At 59.4% G+C, this 19,425-nt stretch carries 17 protein-coding genes; 2 read left to right on the top strand and 15 right to left on the bottom strand.

The annotated features are described in order from the left end of the window. Positions 1 to 15 precede the first annotated feature (15 nt). From ACMV18_RS04720 to ACMV18_RS04705, 4 genes are read right to left on the bottom strand one after another with little or no spacing between them, the layout of a single operon-like run. On the bottom strand, positions 16 to 975 hold the full coding sequence (locus ACMV18_RS04720; RefSeq protein ID WP_420816887.1) for a S49 family peptidase: 960 nt from the start codon (positions 973 to 975) through the stop codon (positions 16 to 18). 27 nt (positions 976 to 1,002) lie between these two features. Then, a complete protein-coding gene (locus ACMV18_RS04715; RefSeq protein ID WP_420816886.1) occupies positions 1,003 to 1,386 on the bottom strand; it encodes a Rieske (2Fe-2S) protein in 384 nt (127 codons plus the stop codon). After that, the gene (locus ACMV18_RS04710) at positions 1,379 to 2,062 is read right to left on the bottom strand and encodes an HAD-IA family hydrolase (protein ID WP_420816885.1); all 684 of its coding nucleotides are present in this window, start codon (positions 2,060 to 2,062) and stop codon (positions 1,379 to 1,381) included. Before ACMV18_RS04710 ends, ACMV18_RS04715 begins: the two co-directional genes overlap by 8 nt. Before the next feature lie 21 nt (positions 2,063 to 2,083). Then, positions 2,084 to 3,196, bottom strand: coding sequence for an RluA family pseudouridine synthase (locus tag ACMV18_RS04705; RefSeq protein WP_420816884.1), 1,113 nt, complete (start codon positions 3,194 to 3,196; stop codon positions 2,084 to 2,086). Positions 3,197 to 3,873: 677 nt separating this feature from the next. On the opposite strand from ACMV18_RS04705, the gene ACMV18_RS04700 reads away from it, so the two are divergent. Next, positions 3,874 to 6,657 carry an Rne/Rng family ribonuclease gene (locus tag ACMV18_RS04700; protein WP_420816883.1) on the top strand — a complete coding sequence of 928 codons (2,784 nt, stop codon included), beginning with the start codon at positions 3,874 to 3,876 and terminating at the stop codon, positions 6,655 to 6,657. Positions 6,658 to 6,902: 245 nt separating this feature from the next. Further along, positions 6,903 to 8,699, top strand: a complete 1,797-nt coding sequence (locus ACMV18_RS04695; protein WP_420816882.1) for an AMP-dependent synthetase/ligase — start codon at positions 6,903 to 6,905, stop codon at positions 8,697 to 8,699. A 32-nt stretch (positions 8,700 to 8,731) separates the two neighbouring features. On the opposite strand, the gene nagZ is transcribed toward ACMV18_RS04695, so the two are convergent. The 11 genes from nagZ to ACMV18_RS04640 form a co-directional block, all read right to left on the bottom strand. Next, complete coding sequence (gene nagZ / locus ACMV18_RS04690; protein ID WP_420816881.1) at positions 8,732 to 9,853, bottom strand: beta-N-acetylhexosaminidase; 1,122 nt, start codon at positions 9,851 to 9,853, stop codon at positions 8,732 to 8,734. Then, entirely contained in the window at positions 9,850 to 10,254 is a 405-nt protein-coding gene (gene acpS, locus ACMV18_RS04685) for a holo-ACP synthase (protein WP_420816880.1), read from the bottom strand. Before acpS ends, nagZ begins: the two co-directional genes overlap by 4 nt. Then, a complete protein-coding gene (locus ACMV18_RS04680) occupies positions 10,251 to 11,066 on the bottom strand; it encodes a pyridoxine 5'-phosphate synthase (RefSeq protein ID WP_420816879.1) in 816 nt (271 codons plus the stop codon). The genes acpS and ACMV18_RS04680 overlap by 4 nt, the downstream gene beginning before the upstream one ends. Continuing rightward, the gene (recO, locus tag ACMV18_RS04675) at positions 11,063 to 11,842 is read right to left on the bottom strand and encodes a DNA repair protein RecO (protein WP_420816878.1); all 780 of its coding nucleotides are present in this window, start codon (positions 11,840 to 11,842) and stop codon (positions 11,063 to 11,065) included. Before recO ends, ACMV18_RS04680 begins: the two co-directional genes overlap by 4 nt. Positions 11,843 to 11,862: 20 nt before the next feature. After that, positions 11,863 to 12,822 carry a GTPase Era gene (era, locus tag ACMV18_RS04670; protein ID WP_420816895.1) on the bottom strand — a complete coding sequence of 320 codons (960 nt, stop codon included), beginning with the start codon at positions 12,820 to 12,822 and terminating at the stop codon, positions 11,863 to 11,865. 107 nt (positions 12,823 to 12,929) lie between these two features. Continuing rightward, positions 12,930 to 13,730, bottom strand: coding sequence for a ribonuclease III (gene rnc, locus ACMV18_RS04665; protein WP_420816877.1), 801 nt, complete (start codon positions 13,728 to 13,730; stop codon positions 12,930 to 12,932). Between the two features lie 63 nt (positions 13,731 to 13,793). After that, a complete protein-coding gene (locus ACMV18_RS04660) occupies positions 13,794 to 14,162 on the bottom strand; it encodes a DUF4845 domain-containing protein (RefSeq protein WP_420816876.1) in 369 nt (122 codons plus the stop codon). Between the two features lie 25 nt (positions 14,163 to 14,187). After that, positions 14,188 to 15,159 carry a signal peptidase I gene (gene lepB, locus ACMV18_RS04655; protein WP_374255274.1) on the bottom strand — a complete coding sequence of 324 codons (972 nt, stop codon included), beginning with the start codon at positions 15,157 to 15,159 and terminating at the stop codon, positions 14,188 to 14,190. Beyond that, entirely contained in the window at positions 15,159 to 16,967 is a 1,809-nt protein-coding gene (gene lepA, locus ACMV18_RS04650) for a translation elongation factor 4 (RefSeq protein ID WP_374255272.1), read from the bottom strand. The genes lepB and lepA overlap by 1 nt, the downstream gene beginning before the upstream one ends. A gap of 386 nt (positions 16,968 to 17,353) precedes the next feature. After that, complete coding sequence (locus tag ACMV18_RS04645) at positions 17,354 to 18,895, bottom strand: DegQ family serine endoprotease (protein ID WP_420816875.1); 1,542 nt, start codon at positions 18,893 to 18,895, stop codon at positions 17,354 to 17,356. A gap of 160 nt (positions 18,896 to 19,055) precedes the next feature. Next, a partial coding sequence (locus tag ACMV18_RS04640) for a hypothetical protein (RefSeq protein ID WP_420816874.1) occupies positions 19,056 to 19,425 on the bottom strand: 370 nt, incomplete at its 5' end.

Here is a 19,425-nt window from a genome sequence, read left to right as displayed (position 1 = left end):
AACGCCAGCCGACGCTCAATGAATGGTGACGGCTGAACGCATGGCGTGCACAGCACCTGCGCCGACCGACGCACCAAATCGCTTGGCAAGGCGCTCCGCGAGGTTTTCCTTTTGCGTGTAGTCGATGATGTCTTCCGCCTTGACTTCGTCGCGAGCCACCTGATCCAAGCTCCCCAAGCGGTCAGCCAAACCCAAACCCACGGCTTGCTGACCATTCCAGAAGAGCCCTGAGAAGGTATCTGGCTCCACCTTCAGGCGCTTGCCGCGACCGTCTTTGACCACCTGGATGAACTGCTGGTGAATCTGATCCAGCATGGCTTGCGCATACGCTTCCTGATTCGGGTTGCGAGGCGAAAACGGATCCAGCATGCCCTTGTTTGAACCTGCCGTCATCAGTCGACGCTCGACACCGACCTTCTCCATCACGGAAGAAAAGCCGAAGCCGTCCATCAACACACCGATGGAGCCCACGATGGACGCCTTATCGACCACGATTTGATCGGCAGCCACGGCGATGTAGTAGGCCGCAGAGGCGCACATTTCTTCGCAAACGGCATACACCTTTTTCTTGTGTGCGGCCTTCAAACGACGGATCTCATCGTTCACCAGCCCCGCCTGAACAGGACTCCCACCTGGCGAGTTGATGCGCAACACCACAGCACGAGCACCCTGATCTTCAAACGCACTGCGCAACGCGGCCATCAGGTTGTCGGCGCTGGACTCCGTCTCTGCACCAATTTCTCCGCGCACCTCGACCAATGCGGTGTGCGGTGTCACAGGCGCCTTGGCCGATGGCACCGTCTCGACGGCGGTCCAGATGACACTCAGTGCCACGGCAATCCACAGCAGTCGCCAGAACCAGCGCCAACGTTGCTGGCGTCGCTGTTGAGCCAAGTACGCCGAGGCGAACTGCTCCAGCAGCATACGCTCGGTGTTTGTCGGCTTGTCTGCCGAAGAGGAATCGACCGCACTCATGAATGATGTCCGTGCAACGGGTTGAAATCAAAAAACAGGTTGGAACTGCTCGCTAGGATACCAATAGACCTTCTGGTCGATCTCCTGAACCTCAATCTTCTGGAGATGCGCACCACGACAAGGTCCACTGACGCACAGGCCATTGGGAGGATCGTACAAAGCGCCGTGGATCGAACAGATGAAAAAGCGGCGATCCATGTCCCAAAACTTACCCGGCTGCCAATCCATCTCGGTGGGCACGTGTGCGCACTGATTCAAGTACGCAACGACCCGTCCTTGATAGCGCACCGCAAAAGCCTGAACCGGCCTGGCAACCCCAAATGCGACCACCTCAAACACCACGGCGTCGCCCGTCTCAGCCAGGTCGGACGCAAGGCAGAGAAATTGAGGCTCAGCCGAGTGGTCAGGCATGCTCAACCAACCAGCCATGCAACTCCGCCATGGAGTGCGCGACAAATTGAGTTGGGAACTCGGCAAACGTCGCAGGCTCGTGGGCACCGTAGCTGACGGCGACGCTGTGCGCCCCTGCATTCAACGCCAATTGAAGATCGTGCGTCGTATCGCCAATCATCAGTGTGCGCTCAGGGTCGACACCAAACTCGGCCATCAACTCCAGCAACATGCGAGGGTGAGGCTTGGATGCGGTCTCGTCAGCGGTTCGTGTGCCGTCAAAAACCCCTCGAAGCTCCACATGCGTCAAGGCTTCGTTCAAACCTTGGCGGCTTTTTCCCGTGGCAACGGCCAACCAATGATTGCGGGCTTTCAGCGCCTCCAACAGTGCAAGCGTCCCATCAAACAGCGTGAGCTCGTGTTGCCGCTGGAAATAGTGATGGCGGTAACGCTGCCCCAATTCCGGCACACGAGCGGGATCCAAAGAAGGCGCCACATGCGCCAAGGCCTCATACAGCCCCATGCCGATCACATAAGCAGCCTCAGAGCGCGGCGGCACAGGCAAACCCAAGTCAGCACACGCGGCCTGGATACACCCGGTGATTAGGGCGGTGGAGTCATACAAGGTGCCATCCCAGTCAAATACGATCAAGTCGTACGCACGGGGGCGTAATCCGGTGTCAACAGTGGTCGTCATTCGCGGCAAGGCATCGTTGGATCAGGGTTGCGCCAGCGGGCGCAAAGCACTCAGCAGATTCTCGCACTCCGCCGGCAGCGGCGCCTGCAAGGTCAGCTCTTCCCCTGAAACCGGATGGGGCAGACGCAGGTAACGTGCGTGCAAGAACATGCGCTCGAAGCGCCCGTCTTTCAGTTGACTGCGCATGACGCCTGGCAGGTCATCCGCACCACCTCGCGCCAAGGCTTTGTTCAGGGCGAAATCTCCGTATTTGTCATCACCGACGATGGGGTGCCCCTCGTTTTGAAGGTGCACACGGATCTGATGCGTCCGGCCTGTTTTGATGGTCACGTCCAGCAAGCTGAAGTTCGCAAACCGCTGAACGACATGAACCAATGAAATGGATCGACGACCATCATCGTCGTCCTTCACGGCCTTCACGCGTCGCTCGCCTTCAGGCGTCAAGTACTTGTGAAGCGCAACATCAATCACCTTGCGTGCAGCAGGCCAGTCGCCGATCACCAGTGCCGCATAAGTCTTGTGTGCCTGACGGTGGCGGAAAAAGTCCTGCAAGACGGTCAAAGCACTGCGTTTTTTCGCAATCAGCAAAATACCGGACGTCTCCTTGTCCAGCCGATGCACCAACTCCAGGAACTTGGCCTGCGGCCTCGCCCGGCGCAGTTGCTCGATGACCCCGAAACTCACGCCACTGCCGCCATGAACGGCGACGCCGGCCGGCTTGTTGATGGCCAACATGTGGTCATCCTCAAACAAGACAGGAAACTCGCGCGCCGGGACCGCGGCTTCACGCTGTTCGTCTTTTTCAGCCAGACGCAACGGCGGCACGCGGACTTCATCGCCCAATTCAAGCCGTGTATCCGCAGCCGCCCGCCCCTTATTGACGCGCACCTCACCGCTGCGAATGATTCGGTAAACCAAGGTCTTGGGCGCACCTTTCAATATCTTGATCAGGTAATTATCAAGACGCTGACCGGCACTGCCTTCATCAATGGTCAATCGCTGGACAGAGGCCAACACCTCCGTCTGGGCTGCAGCGGGTTTTTTCGTAGTTTTAACGGTGGTTCGGGCGGTGTTTTTCGCACCTATAATGGTCTTGGCCACGTTGTGAATTTGTTGTGTGTTGATATGGCTCATGCGGTATCAGCGACAACCAACAGGCAAAGCCAGATCGCATTTTACCTTTGACGTCGATCTGGTGGTGCTGCATGACAAGGCCCGGCGGGGTGCCCCGCCAAATTGATGGTGATGCAACAGCATTCCTTCACTGGAGAGAGTGACCCAAGGTGTCGCCCTGCCGCTGAAAGATTGCTGTCAGAGCCAACGTAGATCGAACCACAAATCAAGGTTTTCCGGATTCCAGCGTGACACTTGGAGTTTTCATCAAACCCCTTTTGCGCTGGCATCTGTGTCGAGTGACTGCCCACGTGCCCCGGTCCATTCAGCCCATCGATTGCGTCGCCCAAGCGCTGGCCTGCTTCTTTCCAGAAGCATGGTCGAGTATTGGCGCTGCTGACGCACGCCGGCTGCTGGTGCCCTCTGACTCCCCCTCCCTTACAACGCAGGCGTTCAAGCCGGCCAGGATGCTGGCACGCCCGTTCGCAGTTGGCTGGAGTCAGTCCCGTGTCCAAGTCTCGGCACGCGCGCCCTTGCTGCATTGACGCCTTCGCGCGCCTTTGACAGCCCAGGCAATTCCTTCCCGGTTCAGCTTCGTTGCTCGTGCATGAAAGCTGCCACGGCCCGTCAGGGTCATGGTGAGTTGAGGCTTGTCTGGCGCCATCCCGGTCAGGCCTCGCTTGAACTGTGGAGACCACATGAAGCGCATGCTGATCAACGCCACGCAGCCGGAAGAACGGCGCCTGGCCATTGTTGACGGACAGAAACTGCTCGACTTCGAGACTGAAATCGAAGGACGCGAACAGCGCAAGGGCAACATTTACAAGGCCGTCGTCACCCGCGTCGAGCCTTCTCTCGAGGCCTGTTTCGTCGATTACGGTGAAGACCGTCACGGCTTCCTGCCTTTCAAGGAAATTTCGCGCCAGTACTTCAAGGAAGGCGTCGAAGTTCGTTCGGCCAAGATCCAGGACGTGATCAAGGAAGGCCAGGAACTGCTGGTTCAGGTCGAAAAGGAAGAGCGCGGCAACAAGGGCGCTGCCCTGACCACGTTCATCTCGCTGGCTGGCCGCTACCTGGTCCTGATGCCTAACAACCCCCGAGGCGGTGGCGTGAGCCGTCGCATCGAGGGCGACGAGCGCGAAGAGCTGAAAGAAGCCATGGATCAGCTCGAGTACCCCAAGGGTATGAGCCTGATCGCCCGCACCGCTGGCATTGGCCGCACACCGGCTGAGCTGCAGTGGGCCTTGAACTACATGCTCAAGCTGTGGACAGCCATTGACGAGGCCGCCCAGGCTGGCAAGGGTGCCTACCTGATTTATCAGGAGTCATCACTGGTCATTCGTGCCATCCGCGACTACTTCACGGCTGACATCGGCGAGATCCTGATCGACACCGACGACATCTACGAGCAGGCCAAGCAGTTCATGCTGCACGTCATGCCCGACACGGCCAACCGCGTGAAGCGTTACCGTGATGATGCAGCCCTGTTCTCACGCTTCCAGATCGAGCACCAGATCGAGACAGCGTTCAGCCGCACGGTGAACCTGCCCTCGGGCGGCGCCATCGTGATCGACCACACCGAAGCCCTGGTGGCCGTGGACGTGAACTCGGCTCGCGCCACCCGTGGCGGCGACATCGAGGAAACCGCCTTCCGCACCAACCTGGAAGCGGCTGACGAAATCGCACGCCAGATGCGCCTGCGCGATCTGGGTGGCCTGATCGTCATGGACTTCATCGACATGGAGGACAGCAAGCACCGCCGCGAGGTGGAGCAGCGCCTGCGTGATGCCCTGCGCACCGACCGTGCCCGCGTGCAGTTCAGCTCGATCTCGAAGTTCGGTCTGCTGGAAATGTCGCGTCAGCGTCTGCGCCCTGCCCTGTCGGAAGGCTCGCACATCACCTGCCCGCGCTGTAACGGCACCGGTCACATCCGTGACACCGAGTCGTCGGCCCTGCAGATCCTGCGCATCATTCAAGAAGAGTCCATGAAGGACAACACCGCTGCTGTGCACGTGCAAGTGCCAGTGGAAGTGACCTCCTTCCTGCTGAATGAAAAGCGCACCGAGATCACCAAGATCGAACTCAAGCAGCGCGTCACCGTGCTGCTGGTGCCGAACAAGCATCTCGAAACGCCCAACTACAAACTGGAGCGCCTGCGCCACGACGACCCTCGTCTGGAAAACATTCAGGCGAGCTACTCCATGATCGAGGAGCCCAGCGAAGAAGTGGGCATCACCCGTCGCGAGAAGGTCAAGCCCAAGCAAGAGCCGGTCATCAAGGGCGTTTTGCCTGATCAACCTGCTCCGGTGGCGGTTCCCAAGAATGAACCCATTCTGGAGGCTGCCGTCGAGATTCCACATCAGCCTGCACCTGAAAGCAAGGCAAGCTCTGGTGGTTTCTTCGGCTGGGTGAAGCGCTTGTTTGGCTTCGGCGAAGCAGAAGCCACACCGGCACCTGCTACGGAAGCTGCCCCGAGCCCTGCTGCCGAGCCTGCCAAGGACGGCAAGGGCCAAGGTCGCGGCCGTCGCGATGGTCAGCGTCGTGGCGAGCGCAACGGCGATCGTCGTGAACGCGGTGAACGCGGCGAGAAGTCCGAGCGCCAAGGCGACAACCGTCAAGGCCGTCGCCCCAACCGCGAGGATCGCATTGAGGGCAACAACGAGGCAGCACGCGACGAGGCGCCACGTCAGGAAGGTCGCCGTGGCCGCGGCAACCGTGGTGGTGATCGTCCCGCTCTGAATCGTGAAGCGATTGCAGCAGAAGCTTTGGCGCTGGGGCAAACCGTCGCGACGGAAGGCGCTGCCTTGCCTGGCGCCGATTCCGCTGTTGCACAAGATGGCGAACGCGAAGGCGGCCGTCGTCGTCGTCGTGGTGGCCGTGGTCGCGGTGAACGTGCTGACGACAGCCTGAATACGCAGCAAGACGGCACCATCGAGCCATCCAGCGATGCCGCTGCCGACAACAGCAGCACTGAAGGCGGCATCAACGAAGGTGCAGAACAAGAGTCGCGCGGCCGTCGTCAACGTGGTGACCGTCCACGTCGTGATCGTCGTGACCGCTCGGCAGAGTCCAGCGAGGCGGCGGAGCAAATCGCTGACACCCCTGCAGCCGACCTGACTCAAGCCGCTGAATCCATCGCGCCAGTGGTAGCGGCTCAGCCCGAGGCAGCCACGATCGAAATCGCCCCTGCAGCGGTTGCCGAGGTGGTTGCCGAAGAAGCTGCTGCCCCAGCACCCGAGCCTTACGCCTTGCCCATCGAAGAACTGGTGGCCTTGGCAAAAGACGCCGGTCTGGAGTGGGTGAACTCTGATGCAGACAAGATCCGCATCGCGCAAGAGGCAATCGCCAACGAGCCGAAGCCTGTGCATGTGCCACGTGAACGCAAGGCGGCGGTTGTGCTGGACGAAGGTCCACTGATCTTGGTCGAAACCAAGAAGGATCTGCGTCAAGTGACCCTGCCATTCGAGGCCGCTGAGCAGTAACACTGCGTTGCCCCGAGCATCCCAAAACCCGGCCCTCGCGCCGGGTTTTTTCATGCCTGATGCGCACCATGATCGGGGTCTTTCCCCAGAGGGTTTCACCTAAACGATAAACAGTTGACGTTTACGTCACCTTGCACTTTAATCTGTGCAAACACAAGGAGACGTACGTGGCTATTGCTCAAGCGGTTCGTATTGACAGCACAGCTGATATGGCAAGTGATGCCCGCCAGGCGTCTCCGGACCCCATGGCCGCATTCGTTCCGCCCTCGGTTGTCTTGCAACGCACAGCCAAGCGACTGGGCTCCCGGGAAGCCTACTTCGTTCGCAGAGAACACGGATGGGAAGCGACGAGCTGGCAGGAATACGGCGAGCAAGTGTCGACCGCAGCGCGTGCTCTTTTAAGCTTGGGGGTGCGTCGAGGCGATGCCGTGGCTGTCCTCAGTTTCAATCGCCCGGAGTGGGCCATCATCGCCTTTGCGGCCATGTCGATCGGCGCCATGCCCGCCGGCATCTACTGGACAAGCTCGACACAGGACATTGCGTACGTCCTCAATCACAGCAAGGCACCGATTCTCTTTGTCGAGGACGAAAACCGGCTGGCATCGGTCACTGCATCCACCGATGAACTGCCTCACCTGAAAACAATCGTTTCGTTCAAAGACTTGGCGGGCTTGTCGGTGCCGTGCAACTTGCCACTGAGTTCGTGGCAGGACTTCCTGTCTCGCCACAAGGAAACACCTGAGAGCGCGCTCCAGCAGCGAACCAGTGCGCTGACACCGGATGACATCGGCACATTGATCTACACCTCCGGTACGACTGGCCCATCCAAAGCCGTTGCATTGAGCCAAGGCAACTTGTGGTGGACCGCCACCACCATGGTCCAAATCTGCAAAGCAGATGAGCATGACCGCCTGATCTCCTATCTGCCACTGGCACACGCTGCCGAGCAAATGGGCGGCATGCATAACCAAGCCCATTCAGGGTTGCAGATGTTTTACGCCACCAGCATGGAGACGCTGGGCGACCACCTCAAAGAGGTGCAGCCCACCGTGTTCTTTGGTGTCCCACGCGTGTGGGAAAAAATGCAGGCGGCCATCGAAACCAAGTTGGACGACGCCAAGGGCTTCAAGGCGCATCTGGCCAGGTGGGCCATGGGCGTGGGCCAGACATGGCACAAGCGCAAGCTGGCTGGGCAGCCCACCGGCGCCCTGCTGGACTTCAAACGTGCACTGGCAAACAAGCTCATTTATCAAAAAGTGCAGGCGGCATTGGGCTTTCAACATGCACGCTTGCTCAGTTCTGGCGCAGCACCCATTGCACCAGAGAGCTTGAAGTTTTTCACCGGATTGGATCTGGTGATCCGTGAGGTCTACGGTCAGTCCGAGGTCAGCGGCCCCTCGACGATGAGTCTGGAAGGCAGCACCCGCATTGGTTCCGTCGGCAAGACGCTCCCCGGAACCGAAATGCGTGTGGCGGAAGATGGTGAACTGCTCGTCAGAGGCCCTCACGTCTTCAAAGGCTACATGGGTCAGCCGGCTGCCACGGCAGAGACCATGTCGGGCGCCTGGCTCCTGACTGGCGACCTGGGCCACATTGACGAAGATGGCTATGTGTACATCACCGGTCGGAAAAAGGATCTGATCATCACGTCGGGTGGCAAAAACATTTCACCGGCCAACATCGAAGCGGCGCTCATGGACACGCACATGATCGAACACGCTGTGGTGGCTGGAGACGGTCGCAACTACCTGACGGCACTCGTGACATTGGATCAGGATGCACTCAAGGCATTCGCCCGATCACACGGTTTGGCCGCAGAACAATTGGATCGTCACCCGGACGTTTTGAAGGCCGTTCAACTGAACATCGACCACGTCAATCAAAGCTTGGCCCGCGTCGCTCAAATCCGCAAGTTCGCTGTCCTGTCATCCCCCATGACGGTTCAGGGTGGAGAACTGACACCCACACTCAAGGTCAAACGCAAGATTGTTCTGGAACGCAACAAGCACATCGTCGACAGCCTCTACGCTGGGACAGCCTGAAAAACAAAGCCCCACGATGTGGGGCTTTTTGTTTAGCGGGGCAGTTTCGATAAGGCTTGTTGATACTGCGGGTGGAACATCAACTCATCCCAGGTCAATGGCGCCGTCTGAGGCAACAAATCCAGCCGACGCGCTTCGCTGTCTTCACTGGGTGTCCAGTCCCCTTGAGCCAAGGCGGCCGAAAGCCCATCCAGCAGCGCGTCAACGGCCGCACCACCATTCAGGGACTGATTGCACAGCAGCACCATGTCGCACCCTGCATTCAGTGCGGCAATGGCACCTTGCGTGTGGCTACCCGCAACGCTGGCCCCCTCCATGCTCAGATCATCACTGAAGATGGCACCCGTAAAGCCGAGGCGCTCACGCAAGATGTCTTGCAACCAGCGGCGAGAAAAACCGGCTGGGTGCTGATCCACTTTGGGATAAATCACGTGTGCGGGCATGACACTCGTCAGGGAGGTGCTCAGCCACTCGTAAGGCTTGGCATCGTCTTTGAGGATGGCCGTCAAGCCACGCTTGTCGACAGGGATGTCGACGTGTGAATCAGCCTTCACAAAGCCATGGCCTGGGAAGTGCTTGCCACAGTTCGCCATGCCGGCCAACAACAAGCCGTGCATCACACTCTTGGCCAACATCGTGACCACGCGCGGGTCCTGATGGAACGCTCGGTCACCAATGACCCCACTTTCGCCCCAGTCCAAATCCAGCACCGGCGTAAAGGTCAGGTCCACGCCACACGCGCGCAATTCGCTGGCCAAGACATAACCACAGGCGGTGGCAGCATCGCCCGCCGCCATGGCCCCTGAGCCCTCGCCACCTTTGCCATCCTTCATCCACATGTCACCAAGCTTGCGCATGGTGGGCACGTGGGTAAAGCCGTCCGTCTTGAAGCGCTGCACGCGGCCGCCCTCGTGGTCAACGCAGATCAGCACGTCGGGCCGAATGGCCTTGATCTCGGTGCACAGGCGGGTCAGTTGCGCGCGGGACTCCCAGTTGCGGGCAAACAGAATCAGGCCACCAGTCAGTGGATGCGCCAGACGGCGCTTGTCATCGTCGTTGAGCGTCAGGCCGGCGATGTCCAGCACCACCGGTGCATGGGCCACTTCGGGCAGCTGGGCGGACGCGGTCTTCGAGGGGCGAGAGGTCTTGCTCATACTGTGGGGAATGGTTGATCGATGACGACGAAGGCCAAGGCGTGGTGCCCCTCGTCAGAAAGAGACAGATGGGCGTGCCAGCCTTTGCCGGCAAACCAGCCAGCCAACTCGCCACTGAGTGCAATGCTGGGCTGACCCATGGCGTTGCTGACGACCTGGCAATCCTGCCAGTTCATCGGGTCACGCATGCCCAGCCCGATGGCTTTGGCAAACGCTTCTTTGGCTGCAAAGCGGCTGGCGAGGTAACGCCAACCACGCTCAGCATTGGCAGACTGGCGCTCGTGGAACACGGCGCGCTCCTGCTCGCCCAGGATGCGCGCAACGAAGCGCTCGCCCTGACGCTGTGCGGCCTCTTCGAGGCGCCGCACATCACAAAGATCTGTGCCAATGCCAACAATCATGGTGCAGACCGACGGGCACGAATCGCTTCGGCCTTGAAGTCAGCAATGGCTTGCCGCAAGCCCACAAACACTGCATGCCCGATCAAGGCGTGGCCAATGTGCAGTTCAGCCACTTCGGGCAAGGCCGCCACCAAAGCAGCACTGCTGGTTTGCCCCGCCAGCCCGGCATCACCGGGCTGCGTCAGCGCCAAGCCGTGGCCGGCGTGCGTACGCAAGCCCAAGCTGCGCCCCAGTTGCAAGCCGGCCCGCAAGCGGGTCAGCTCGTTTTGCAGTGCAACGGGATCATTGTCCCACCATGCATGGGCCAGCGGTCCGGTGTGCAGTTCGATGCAAGGCGCACCAGCTTTGGCCGCTGCTTCGATCTGAGCTGGATCGGCGCCGATGAACAGTGACACCCGGCTGCCCGCTTGCGCCAAGCGATCGCAGGCTTCCTTGACTCGGCCAAATTGACCCAGCACGTCCAGCCCCCCCTCGGTGGTGACTTCCTGTCGACGCTCGGGCACCAGACAAACATGTTCTGGCGCCGTACGCTCGATGATGTCCAGCATCTCGTCTGTGATGGCTGCTTCGAAGTTCAGCGGCACCGCGATGGAGGCCTTCAGGCGAACCACATCGTCGTCACGGATATGGCGACGGTCTTCGCGCAAGTGGAAGGTGATGATGTCGGCGCCACCTTCGACGGCCAACTGAGCTGCGGCGACCGGATCCGGGAATCGCCCGCCGCGCGCATTGCGAACCGTGGCAACGTGATCAATGTTGACCCCAAGCAGCGGGGCATCCATGGCGGTCAGGTGGGTACCAGAGAAAGTCATACGTGTTGAAGCTCCATCATCAGCTGGCGTGTGCGCAGCGTCTGGGAACCGAGATGATAGTGAATATGTGTGCGCAACAAGCTCTTGAGTTCGCTCAAAACCGGCATGCAGGCAGCCATGACTGTCGGAATCACTTGATGCCCCTTGGAACGCAAGGCTTGCTCCAAGTTTTTCAGAACGATCCCGTCCAGCACCACGGGCCCTGAATCAGCCTCACCGACCCAGCGCGCGGGCAGGACGCCAAAGTCGGGTTGCAACTCATACAGTTCACCCGCATTCACTGCGTTGCCATTGGCACTGATCGAGGCCAGATCGGGCAAATGCCCTAACTGCCGCAACAAGACCAGCTCAAAAGCACGCAAGGCTGCGTGCAACAGCGCTGGGTTCCCCATGGCCTGGAGTGTCTGGGCGTAGGCATCGAAAAGCTCGGCGTGCGGATCGTGGCGAACCATCAACCGCATCAGCAACTCGTTGAGATAGAAGCCGGGCAACAGGGCCGATCCGCCAGGCCAGGCGGGCCCACCGGCCCATTCGGCTTGACGCAACAGCCACACCTCTGCGTCTTCCGAGCGCTTGGCGCCAAAGTTCACCAACAAGCGTTGAAAGGGCATCAGCACCGGGCGCAGTTGCGAGTATGGACGCTTGGCCCCTTTGGCCACAGCCACCACGCGCCCATGCTCACGCGTAAACAACTCCAGAATCAGACTGGACTCACTCCAGTCGTGACTGTGGAGCACGAACGCTTCATTGGCCGGACGTGATGCCGTGCGACTCATGCACCGATGCCCTGAAGCCCTTACTCGTAACCGTAGGTGCGCAAGCGGGCGTCGTCATCCGCCCAACCCGAGCGAACCTTGACCCATAGCTCCAAGAACACCTTGCTACCCATCAGTCGCTCCAGCTCGGTCCGAGCCTCTGTCCCGATGCGCTTGAGACGCTCACCCTTGTCGCCAATGATCATGCCCTTGTGCTGCTCTCGTTCGACAATGATGGTTGCCGCAATGCGCACCAAGCCAGTTGCTTTGGGCTTACCTGGTGGCGGAGGCTCTTCGGCGTAGGCATCGATGACCACCGTCGACGTGTAGGGCAACTCATCCCCGGTGAGACGGAACAGCTTCTCACGGATGATTTCGCTGGCCAGGAAACGGTCCGTGCGATCCGTCAGCGCCTCAGAGTCGTACCACCAACCTTGTTCAGGCAAATAGGGGCGGAGGATACCCAGCAAACGCACGGTATCAGCCTCTTTCTGGGCAGACAGCGGCACGTACTCCGTGAACGGATGGTGCGCTTGCATGGACTGCAACCAAGGGAACAGATCTTCCCGGCGATGAACCAAGTCCAGCTTGTTGGCGACCAAAATGACGGGCTTGTCCTTTGGCAGCAAAGCCAGCACCTTGGCATCGTCCGGACCATAGCGGCCGGCTTCCACCAGGAACATCACCACGTCCACATCAGACAAAGTAGCCTGAACCGTCTTGTTCAGGTTGCGATTGAGGGCAGCCGTCCCGCGCACCGTGTGACGCGTCTGGAAACCTGGCGTGTCAACGAACACGAACTGCGTATCACCGTCGGTCCGGATCCCGGTAATGCGGTGACGCGTGGTCTGTGCCTTGCGCGACGTGATCGACACTTTCTGGCCGACCAGCGCGTTCAACAAGGTGGACTTGCCGACGTTGGGGCGCCCCACGATCGCGATCAGGCCACAGCGCTGCTGGGCATCGGGGACTGCTTGCTCCGCCCCACCCTTCTTCGCCATAGAGAGATTGGCCAGCATGGCATCCAGCGAGGGATTGAGGTTGTCTTCGGGTTTGGTGGACATGAGCAGCGTTGCAGTAAACAGTTCGGTTGGCGATCAGGTCGCGATCAGCCTTGATGTGAAGAAATGCGTGATTTCTTGACCACGACGGTCGGCACTTTGCGTGCGGACGGGATGTCTTTGGGCGACAGACTTTCCAGATGGCGAAGCACCAGTTGAGCAGCAGCCTGTTCAGCGGCACGACGCGACAAGCCCTCTGCAGTCAAGCTCAAATCCATATCAGTCAGCTCGCATGCGACCACAAAAACCTGCTCGTGGGCCTTGCCTCGCGTCGAATCGATGCGGTAATTTGGAACAGACATCTTGCGCGCCTGCAGCCATTCCTGCAAGGCAGTCTTGGGATCTTTCGCCCAAACTTCTGTGCTGGACTGCGCCACCAAAGGCTCAAACAAGCGCATGACCAATCCGTGCGCCGTTGCGAAGCCCGCGTCCAGGTAAATGGCGCCAATGATGGCTTCCAGTACGTCCGCCAAAATCGACGGACGTTGGGCCCCGCCTCCTTTAGCCTCACCTTCGCTCAAGCGCAAGACTTCTGGCAAAGCCAACTGCACCGCCAACTTGTGCAGCATGTCCTGGCGAACCAGATGTGCCCGAATGCGGGTCAAATCCCCTTCATCGCTGTCGGAGTAGCGCTTGTAGAGCAGATCCGACACCCCCAGATTCAAGACCGCATCACCGAGGAACTCAAGTCGCTCGTAGTGATCGGCGCCAAAGCTCTTGTGCGTCACCGCACGAGCCAGCAACCGGGGCTCAGCGAAGACATGCCCAATGCGCTGCTGCAAAGCCTGCAAAGCAGGCGTTTGCCCACGTGCTGGGTCAGTTTGAGGTGAATGGGGCGAACGTGCCATAAAAAACAAAAGCGGGCCTGAAGTTCAGGCCCGTGAACAGACGTCAGTCGATGAGAGCCAGTCTTACTTCGAATGGCCTTGGAATTTGATCAGCAGATAAACGGGATCCATCAATTCAATCTCCTTGTCATAAGAGAACTTGATGACGACCTTATCGTTTTCTTTTGTGATGTCCAGATCGCGCGAATGAACAGATGTCACCCCGTATTCGACCTGAGCAGCCCGGTCGAATGCCGCACGAATTTCGGGAACGGTTGAACCACCTGTCTGCGCCACCTTGCTCACCATGGTCAAAACGGTTCGATATTCGGTGACGGCAGGGATGACCTTCATCGCCACCAGCGCAACGGAGCAAAACAACACGGCCCAGAACATCAAACCAATCAATGTGATGCCTGATTGGCGTTGGGCGGTCTTGGTAGGGCGGGACATGTGATTCAACCTCTCTGTTCAATCCTTACTGGAAGAAGCCAATGCGCTTGACATCACCCAGGTTCATCCAGATCACAAAGGCCTTGCCGACGATGTTTTCGTCTGGCACGAAGCCCCAGAATCGCGAGTCCTGAGAGTTGTCGCGGTTGTCGCCCATCACAAAGTAGTGACCGGCCGGCACCTTGCACACGACACCTTCACCACTGTAGCGACAGTTCTCCTTGAATGGATAGTCTTCAATGGCCTGAGGCGGCACAAATGGAGGACGATCTGTATCAATGAGGATACGGTGGGTCACGCCAGGCAAGGCTTCGCTGTACTGCTTGGAGTAGCGGAGGCTGTCTGCGTCGTAAAACTCGGACAGAGGCACTTCTTCAACCGGCTTGCCGTTGATCCGGAGCTCCTTGTTCAGGTAGCTGATTTCGTCACCCGGCAAACCCACGACACGCTTGATGTAGTCCATCTTGGGATTCACGGGATACCGGAACACCATGACGTCGCCGCGCTGCGGCTCGTTGTTCGGGATGATCTTCTTGTTGATCACCGGCAAGCGGATGCCGTAGTGGAACTTGTTGACCAGGATGAAGTCGCCCACCAGCAAGGTGGGAATCATCGAGCCGGACGGGATCTTGAAGGGCTCGAACAGGAACGAGCGCATCAGGAACACCACGCAGATCACCGGGAACAACCCTGCGGTCCAATCCAGCCACCAAGGCTGCATCAGCAAACGGTCACGCGCCTGGGTCACATCGGTGTCGACCTGAGTGATGCCCTGCGCCGCCAACTGCGCCTTGCGCGCCTCTGCCTCGGTCACCAGACGTGCAGCGGCCGCTTCACGCTCGGGACGGAACTTGTAGCGCTCGGCCAGCCAATACGCCAGGGTCACCACGGTCATGAGGAACAGCAACAGAGAGAAATTCCCCTGCCACTGACCACCGTACCAGCCCCCCAAATAGACGGCAAATGCCGCCAGCAACACACTGGTAAAGAGATTCATCAATCGTCCACTTGCAGAATGGCCAGGAATGCTTCTTGTGGCACCTCGACGGCACCAATTTGCTTCATGCGCTTCTTGCCGGCCTTTTGTTTTTCGAGCAGCTTGCGCTTACGGGTGATGTCACCGCCATAGCATTTTGCCAGCACGTTCTTGCGCAGCGCCTTGATGTTTTCGCGGGCAATGATGTTGCCGCCAATGGCTGCCTGAATGGCCACGTCGTACATCTGGCGCGGAATCTGCTCACGCATCTTGGCTGCCACAGCACGGCCGCGGTACTGGGCCTGCGTCCGGTGCACGATGATGGACAAAGCATCCACACGGTCGCCGTTGATCAGCAAGTCGACCTTCACCACGTCAGAGGCTCGGTATTCCTTGAACTCATAGTCCATCGAGGCATAGCCACGCGACACCGACTTGAGCTTGTCGAAGAAGTCCAGCACGATTTCGGCCAGCGGCATCTCGTAGGTCAGCATGACCTGGCGGCCGTGATAGGCCATGTTCATCTGCACGCCGCGCTTCTGATTGGCCAGGGTCATGACCGGACCCACGTAGTCTTGCGGCATGTAGAGGTGCACGGTCACGATGGGCTCGCGGATTTCGCGAATACGACCCACGTCCGGCATCTTCGAGGGGTTCTCCACGTCGATGACGGTGCCGTCGTTGAGTTCCACCTCGTAGACCACGCTGGGCGCGGTAGTGACCAGATCCTGATCGAACTCACGCTCCAGACGCTCCTGCACAATTTCCATGTGCAGCAAGCCCAGGAAGCCGCAGCGGAAGCCAAAGCCGAGCGCCTGAGACACTTCAGGCTCGTAACGCAGCGAGCTGTCGTTGAGCTTGAGCTTTTCGAGTGCATCACGCAACTGGTCGTATTCGGACGACTCGCTGGGGTACAGACCCGCGAACACCTGCGGCTGGATTTCCTTGAAGCCGGGCAGTGGCTGCTCGGCAGGGCCGGCGTTGTTCGGCAGCTTCTTTTCAACGGTGATGGTGTCACCCACCTTGGCTGCGGCCAGTTCCTTGATGCCGCAGATCACGAAACCCACTTCGCCGGCACGCAACTCGGGACGGTCCACCGACTTGGGCGTGAACACACCCAGGTGGTCAACGGGGTACACCGAGTTGGTCGCCATCAGACGGATGCGTTCGCCCTTCTTGAGCGAACCATCGACCACGCGAACCAGCATCACCACACCTACGTAGTTGTCGAACCACGCATCAATGATCATGGCGCGCAGCGGGCCGGTAGCGTCCCCCTTGGGCGCGGGCATCTTGGCGACAACCGCCTCCAGGATGTCTTCCACACCCATACCGGTCTTGGCCGAACAAGGAATGCCGTCCGAGGCGTCAATGCCGATCACATCTTCGATTTCAGCCTTGGCACGATCGGGATCGGCCTGCGGCAAGTCCATCTTGTTGAGCACAGGCACCACTTCCACGCCGAGGTCCAGCGCGGTGTAGCAGTTGGCCACGGTCTGTGCTTCGACGCCCTGGCTGGCGTCCACCACCAGCAAGGCGCCTTCACAAGCCGACAGCGAGCGACTGACCTCATAAGAGAAGTCGACGTGGCCCGGGGTGTCAATCAGGTTGAGGTTGTAGACCTTGCCGTCACGCGCCTTGTATTCCAGGGCTGCCGTCTGGGCCTTGATGGTGATGCCGCGCTCTTTCTCGATGTCCATCGAGTCGAGCACCTGGGCTTCCATCTCGCGGTCACTGAGACCGCCGCAGCGCTGAATGATGCGATCGGCCAGGGTGGACTTCCCGTGGTCGATGTGCGCGATGATCGAGAAATTACGAATGTGATCCATAAAAAAAAGGCACGTGCGATGTAGCGACGCGCCTTCCAACAAAAACGTATGGCAACTGCTTGTTGGACTTTCATTCTAATGAAAGTCCCATGGGGAACGCCGCGTCACAGCTCCCGTCAAGCGCTTGGCGGACCCCTCCAAACCCCACTATTCACAACTTATCAACAAGTTTGTGTGGGTAACTTGGCCCGAAATGGCAACTTGGACCTCGGGATGCACCAGAGGGGCGATTGTAGCCAGATTCCACCCCTTCCTCGCGAGTTATCAACAGCAATTCGCGATGTCGAAGCGGGCCAACAACCCCTATCCTTGAGTGGATATTGCCCAAGAAAAACCCCGACCCAGCACCCAAGCCTGATCGGGGTTGATGGCTCAGCAGACCAGACTCATTGCCCCGGGCGGATCACAGCGTACTGCGCCCATTCACCTCGGCGCACCAGCACGCTGACCGGACGGTTCTTGTCGAGCTTGCCCAGCATGGCTTCAAACTGTTTGACATCTGCCACCTGTGCATTCGCCAGCGCCAGGATGACATCGCCTGTACGCAGCCCAGCCCGTGCTGCAGGGCCTTGTGCCGCTTCAACCAACACGCCGCCGTTGATGTTGAGCTCGCGCTTTTGCGCGGCACTCAAATCGGTCAACTGCAAGCCCAGCGACGTGGCGGCCAGCTTGGTCTCTGCTGCCTTTTCTGCCTTGGACTTGGGGGCATCCATTTCACCCACCACCACGGTCAGATCCTTGTAGGCACCCCGACGAAACACCTGCACCGTGGATTTGGTGCCAGGCTTGGTGCTACCCACCAAACGCGGCAGATCAGACGCCTTGTCAATGTCTTGCCCGTTGTACTTGGTGATGATGTCGCCAGCCTCCACACCGGCCTTTTCAGCCGGGGTGCCCTGCTCCACGCCCTGCACCAACGCCCCCACAGGCTTACCCAAGCCAATCGACTCCGCGACCTCCTTGGTCACTGGCGCAATCGAAACACCGATGCGACCACGGATCACCTTGCCCCCCGCACGCAACTGCTCTGCCACCTTCATGGCATCGTCGATCGGAATGGACAAGGAAATACCCATGAAGCCGCCCGAACGGCTCAGGATCTGCGAATTGATGCCCACGACCTCACCGCGCATATTGATCAGCGGGCCACCTGAGTTGCCGGGGTTGACAGCCACGTCGGTTTGGATGAATCGGATTTCCTCGCCGGTGTCTCGGGCCTTGGCGCTAACGATGCCCGCGGTGACAGTGTTCTCGAGGCCGAAGGGTGTCCCGATGGCCATGACCCACTCACCCACCTTCAGCCGATTCACCTCACCAATGCTGACAGCGGGCAGCTTGCTGGCTTCGATCTTCAGCACCGCCACGTCGGTGCGCTTATCCGCGCCCACCACCTTGGCTTTGAACTCGCGCTTGTCGGTCAGGTTGACATACACCTCGTCGGCCCCGTCGATGACGTGTGCGTTGGTCATCACATAACCGTCAGCACTCAGGATGAAGCCGGAGCCCACACCACGAGGCCGCTCTTCACCCTGTTGCTTTCCTTGCTGGGGATTGTTCTTGCGGGGGGACGGTGTGGGCAACGGGGTGCCAAAGAAGCGGCGGAAAAACTCACGCATCTGCGCTTCAGCCTCATCCCCGCCATCTTCATCGTCCGCATTCACGCGTTGGGTGGTTCGAATGCTGACCACAGAGGGCCCCACCCGCTCAACCAGTTCAGTGAAGTCTGGCAAGCCCTTTACCAACAGGGGCGCTTGATTGCTCGCCGTCGAAGAAGGCTGAGCCGCCAGAGGGGCCGGCTGCTGCGCCTGAGACGCATGAGGAAACAGGCTTGAACTCAGGACCAACCCCACAGCGGTGACCACAGCACCGACCGTCAAGGTTCGCCGGATGACCGACGACGAAGGGGTTGAGGAACGAGAAAGCGACATGTGCATTCACCTCACAAAAGAAACACGAACGGTAAGTTGTCAACGTCAGAGTCCGACATTTCGCTGACAGTTCCTCGATTCGAGTCAACAAATGTAAAGCGCTCAATGAAAAAAGCCGCCAGCAAATGTGCTGGCGGCTTTGCATCACCGAGCCAGTCACTCAGGGCGACTCGAACACGACCTGACGCGTCACACTGCCCTGGCTTTGCACCGAAAAGGCATCTGCATCACGACCGGCACCACGTCGAATGCCGAGAATCTGATCCAGTTGAGGGTCGTGGATCAAGATGACACTGCCCTGAGCGGGGCGATTGAAGGTGGGCTCGCTCGGCGGGTTCACGGCTTGCGCAGGCTCCACGGCATCTGCCACGGTCATCAGCCCTGACACACCAACAGCCGTGGGCGCGGCAGACTGAGCCAGCACCCCTGTCGCTGCCCCAGCGCGCACTGCAGGCACCTTCGCTGGCGCCACCGCTGCCACATCAGATGCAGGACCTCTCCCAGCCTGCTGGGTTTGCACAACGACCACA

This window comes from Aquabacterium sp. (genome assembly GCF_048860245.1).
Classification (GTDB): Bacteria; Pseudomonadota; Gammaproteobacteria; order Burkholderiales; family Burkholderiaceae_C; genus Aquabacterium.
Note: the sequence above shows the minus strand (reverse complement) of the source record. Positions and strands in the feature narration are given on the sequence as shown.